This window comes from Candidatus Obscuribacterales bacterium, from assembly GCA_036703605.1.
Classification (GTDB): Bacteria; Cyanobacteriota; Cyanobacteriia; order RECH01; family RECH01; genus RECH01.
Map to the genome: position 1 here is coordinate 1 of DATNRH010000444.1, position 4,423 is coordinate 4,423.

Annotated in this window: 5 protein-coding genes and 1 riboswitch; all 5 genes read left to right on the forward strand. The window is 57.2% G+C overall.

Features of this window, described 5'->3' with window-relative positions:
• Nucleotides 1-111, forward strand: a riboswitch (cobalamin riboswitch). This riboswitch is flagged as partial in the annotation.
• A gap of 22 nt (nucleotides 112-133) precedes the next feature.
• Entirely contained in the window at nucleotides 134-787 is a 654-nt protein-coding gene (locus tag V6D20_09405; protein ID HEY9815995.1) for a HupE/UreJ family protein, read from the forward strand.
• A gap of 328 nt (nucleotides 788-1,115) precedes the next feature.
• Complete coding sequence (cobW, locus tag V6D20_09410) at nucleotides 1,116-2,186, forward strand: cobalamin biosynthesis protein CobW (protein HEY9815996.1); 1,071 nt, start codon at nucleotides 1,116-1,118, stop codon at nucleotides 2,184-2,186.
• 62 nt (nucleotides 2,187-2,248) lie between these two features.
• Nucleotides 2,249-3,418 (forward strand): anhydro-N-acetylmuramic acid kinase, encoded by a 1,170-nt coding sequence (locus tag V6D20_09415; protein ID HEY9815997.1) that lies wholly within the window; start codon nucleotides 2,249-2,251, stop codon nucleotides 3,416-3,418.
• 135 nt (nucleotides 3,419-3,553) lie between these two features.
• Nucleotides 3,554-4,006 carry a hypothetical protein gene (locus V6D20_09420; GenBank protein HEY9815998.1) on the forward strand — a complete coding sequence of 151 codons (453 nt, stop codon included), beginning with the start codon at nucleotides 3,554-3,556 and terminating at the stop codon, nucleotides 4,004-4,006.
• A partial coding sequence (locus tag V6D20_09425; GenBank protein HEY9815999.1) for a precorrin-8X methylmutase occupies nucleotides 3,999-4,423 on the forward strand: 425 nt, incomplete at its 3' end. The genes V6D20_09420 and V6D20_09425, both read left to right, overlap by 8 nt.

The window sequence follows — 4,423 nt, forward strand, 5'->3', positions numbered from 1 at the left end:
TTCGGTGCAAGTCCGACGCTGTCCCGCAACTGTCATGATCATGGGCCTCTCGTGGTGAAAGAGAGAGCCAAGGTCTCAGCCAGGATGCCTACCGATTACACAACACACCCTACACATCTGCGAGGTACAGACCGTGTTCCATTCCATTACGACCATTCAGCGTCCCGCTCGGGCGGGCATCATCCTAGCCCTAGCCCTAGGAGCGATCGCTCTCTACGCAACGCCTGCCCTGGCTCACCATCCCTTTGGTGGCCAGACACCCACGACCTTCATGGCCGGATTTCTGTCGGGTCTAGGGCACCCGGTCATTGGTCTCGACCATGCAACCTTTGTGGTCGCATCGGGTTTGCTAGCCGCACTTTGGCCGTCTGGCTTAGTCATTCCCTTGGGCTTTGTCCTGTCATCCCTCCTGGGTACCAGTGTCCATCTACTCGGCTGGAATTTGCCCGCTGCGGAAATCTTCATTTCTGGATCCGTGGTGATGTTCGGTATTCTCCTGGCCCTGCGGCAGCAGTTGCCGCTCTTGCCTGTGGTGATTCTAGGGGCGATCGCCGGCCTCTTCCATGGCTATGCCTATGGGGAAGCGATCATTGGCGCGGAGATGATGCCGCTCGTGGCCTATCTCCTAGGCTTCACCGTCATCCAAGGGGCGATCGCCCTGGCCGCCTACGCCATGGCTCGCCAGGCGAGTCTTCCATCCAAGGAGCATCCACTATCTCTACGATTTGCTGGATTTCTTATCTGCGGTCTCGGCACCGCTTTTCTCAGCACCATTGTTCTTGGCTAAAAACCTGTAAAACCAGTAATTTTAGGCGATCGCTCTTGATCCTCACTCCAACCCCTCTCCCAGAGCGGTAGAGGGGTTTTGATAACACCCGTAACTTTCTTACTCCCCTTCTCCCCTTGTGGGAGAAGGGGTTGGGGGATGAGGGGAAACGATGGGTCAGCTCATCAGCTATCGAGGTCGTTGCGTCATTCCTTGGAATTTCTTCTAGATCTGTCCTAAATCTGTCAGGGATAGAGCCTACGCCAAGGTTGGTAGGCTTCCCTGCATAGGACTGTCCAGCAGCGTTAAGGAGCGATCGCCCTTTTCCACAAGTCCCTAAAGGATTGCTATGCATAAAATTCCCGTAACCGTGATTACCGGCTTCCTAGGAGCAGGTAAGACCACTTTAATTCGCCATCTCTTGCAACATAATCAGGGCCGACGTATTGCTGTCTTGGTCAATGAATTTGGCGAAATTGGTATTGATGGTGACCTGCTGCGTAGCTGTCAGGTGTGCGATGACGATGACCAGCCCAGCAATATTGTGGAGCTAGCCAACGGCTGCCTCTGCTGCACCGTGCAGGAAGAATTTTTGCCGACCATGCAAACCCTGCTGCAGCGGCGCGAGCAACTGGACTGTATTGTGATTGAAACTTCAGGATTAGCCCTGCCCAAACCGTTGGTGCAGGCGTTCCGCTGGCCCGAAATTCGCACCGGTGCCACTGTAGACGGCGTGATTACCGTGGTGGACTGTGAGGCGATGTCCCGTGGACAGGTGGTGGGCGATCTAGATGCCCTGAACGTTCAGCGTCAGGCGGATGATAGCCTCGACCATGAAACCCCAATTGAAGAATTATTTGAAGATCAGCTGGCCTGTGCCGACTTGGTCTTGCTCACCAAGGGCGATCGCATTTCCCAGGGCGATCGCCAGCGGGTGGAAGCTTGGCTGCGGCAGGAGCTGCGGCCGGGCGTGAAGCTGGTGCCGTGCCACCAGGGAGTGGTGTCGGCGGAGGTGCTGCTAGGCTTCAATGCGGCGGTGGAAGATGACCTAGGTCAACGCCCCAGCCACCATGATCACGACCATGACCACAGCCATGATGACCATGACGACGATATCCAAGCGGTGCCGCTGATCGGTGGCGAATGCGATCCAGAACGCTTGGTGGAGGAGCTGCGGCAACTGGTGCAACAGCAGGAAATCTATCGCATTAAGGGCTTTGTTGCGGTGCCCCATAAGGCGATGCGCTTGGTGTTGCAGGGGGTGGGCGATCGCTTTGATCACTTCTACGATCGCCCTTGGAAACCCAGTGACCTGCGACAAACCCAACTGGTGGTCATTGGTCGGCAACTGGATGCAGCAGGTTTACAGCGTCAGTTTGCAGCGATCGCCCCGAGATTACAGGTCACCAATCCTGGTTAACCTAATCTCTGTCTACCCAATCCCGCATAAGATAGAACGGATGCGTTTCATCGGACAATACCATGCGGGTTATTGGGCTAATCAGCGGCACATCAGTGGATGGAATAGATGCAGCATTGGTCACCCTAACGGGTGCGACCTTTGATTTATCCGTGGAGGTCGTCGGCAGTGCCACCTACGCCTATCCCGACGAGCTGCGATCGCAAATTCTGCGGGTTTGTCATGGTGAGCCCATATCCTTGCCCGATCTAGCAGCGCTAGATGATGCCATTGCCCATCAGTTTGCCCAAGCAGCGATCGCCCTGCAAGCCGCCCATGGCCCAGCCGATCTAATCGGCTCCCATGGACAAACCGTCTTCCACCGTCCTCCCGGCCAAGGTGCAGACCTAGGCTACACCGTCCAACTGGGCCGGGGTGAAGCGATCGCCCACCAAACCCATTGCACCACGGTGAGTAATTTCCGAGCCGCCGACATGGCCGCAGGCGGTCAGGGTGCGCCCCTCGTGCCGCCCATCGATGCTTGCTTACTCAGCCATCCCAAATATCATCGCTGCGTGCAAAATCTCGGCGGCATCGGCAACGTTGCCTACCTCCCGCCCCGTCCCCTACAGCAAACCGATCATCCCGAAACCCTCGCTGCCTATGGTCAGCAGGTGCGCGGTTGGGATACAGGGCCTGGCAATGTTTTGATCGATTTAGCCGTCTATCATTTGTCCAACGGTGCCCAAACCTATGATCAGGATGGGGCATGGGCTGCCAGCGGCACGGTACAGAGCGCCTTGGTCGAGCAGTGGCTCCAGCAGGACTTTTTCCACACCCCACCGCCCAAATCCACCGGTCGAGAGTTATTTGGCCAGGCCTATCTAGAGCAATGTCTCGTCGATGCCGCCGCCTACCACCTTTCCCCAGCCGATCTCCTAGCCACCCTCACTGATTTCACCGCCGCCTCCATAGCCCACAGCTATCAAACCTTCCTACCCCGCCTACCGGATCAGGTTGTTCTCTGTGGTGGCGGCAGCCGCAATCGCTATCTGCACCAGCGCATTCAGGCCCATCTGCCCACCTGCGAGGTCATGACCAGCGACGACATTGGGATGCCCGCCGATGCCAAAGAAGCGATCGCCTTTGCCATCTTGGCCTATTGGCGCACCCAGGGAATTCCCGGCAATCTCCCGGATGCAACCGGGGCCAGTCACGCTGTATTGTTGGGAGATCTCCACCATGCACTCTGATGCCAGCCGCTACCCCCTTGCCTTCAGTCCATCCATCCCCACAGAATTGAACCAGGAGACGGGCGGTAGCCCGTGCCCGTTACCAGGGGTGGATCGAGATGCCATGTTGTGGGAGGAGCTAGGGAGAACATCACCGTGAGTCATACCTTTTTGATGGAAGCTGGACGCTGGCGGCTGCAGGGCAGTTGGCTAGAACGCGACGGTATGCCCATTCCTGTCAAGGGAAAAATTTTAGTGGCTTGGAGCAAAGACGACTGGTACACCATGGTGACCAAGCTAGAATTTCCTGGCTCAGAGCGAGAAGGCGTATCCTATCAATATCGCGGTCGGCTGAACCTGGGCGATCGCCAATATACCTTTGTGCTGCAGCATAGCCTGCTCGGCAAGGTGGAGGGCGAGGGCTGGGTGGCTCCTGAATCCATCGTTCAACGGTATTGGGTGTTGGGCGATCGCCAACGCCGCACGGGCTTTGAAACGCTCTACCAGCTCAGCGACGATGAATACTATATGTCTAGTGGCGTCATGGCGGGGCATTACCTCACCAGCGCCATGGAAGCACGGCTGGCTCGGGTCAAGCACAATGAGTAGGAACGTCTCCAGCCTCCATCCCATCACCGCCCAAAGTTTCGCCATTATTGATCAAGAAATCGGTTCTCACCCTTGGAATGCGGCAGAATACGCCATTGTCCGCCGGGCCATCCATTCCACCGCGGATTTTGACCTGAGCGCGCTTTTCCACTTCAGTTCCGGAGCGATCGCCGCTGGCATCCAAGCCATCCAAAGCCACGTGCCGATTGTGGTCGATGTGCGCATGGTGGCCATGGGCGTCGCTAGCACCGTAGCCCACACCGAATCACCCCTCTACTGTGCCCTTGATTTTGACGGCGAAGGCAGCACCCGCACCGCCGCCGGCATGGCCACCGTTGCCCGCCACTATCCCCACAGTATCTTTGTGATAGGCAACGCCCCCACCGCACTGCTGACCCTTGTGGACTTGATCCAAGC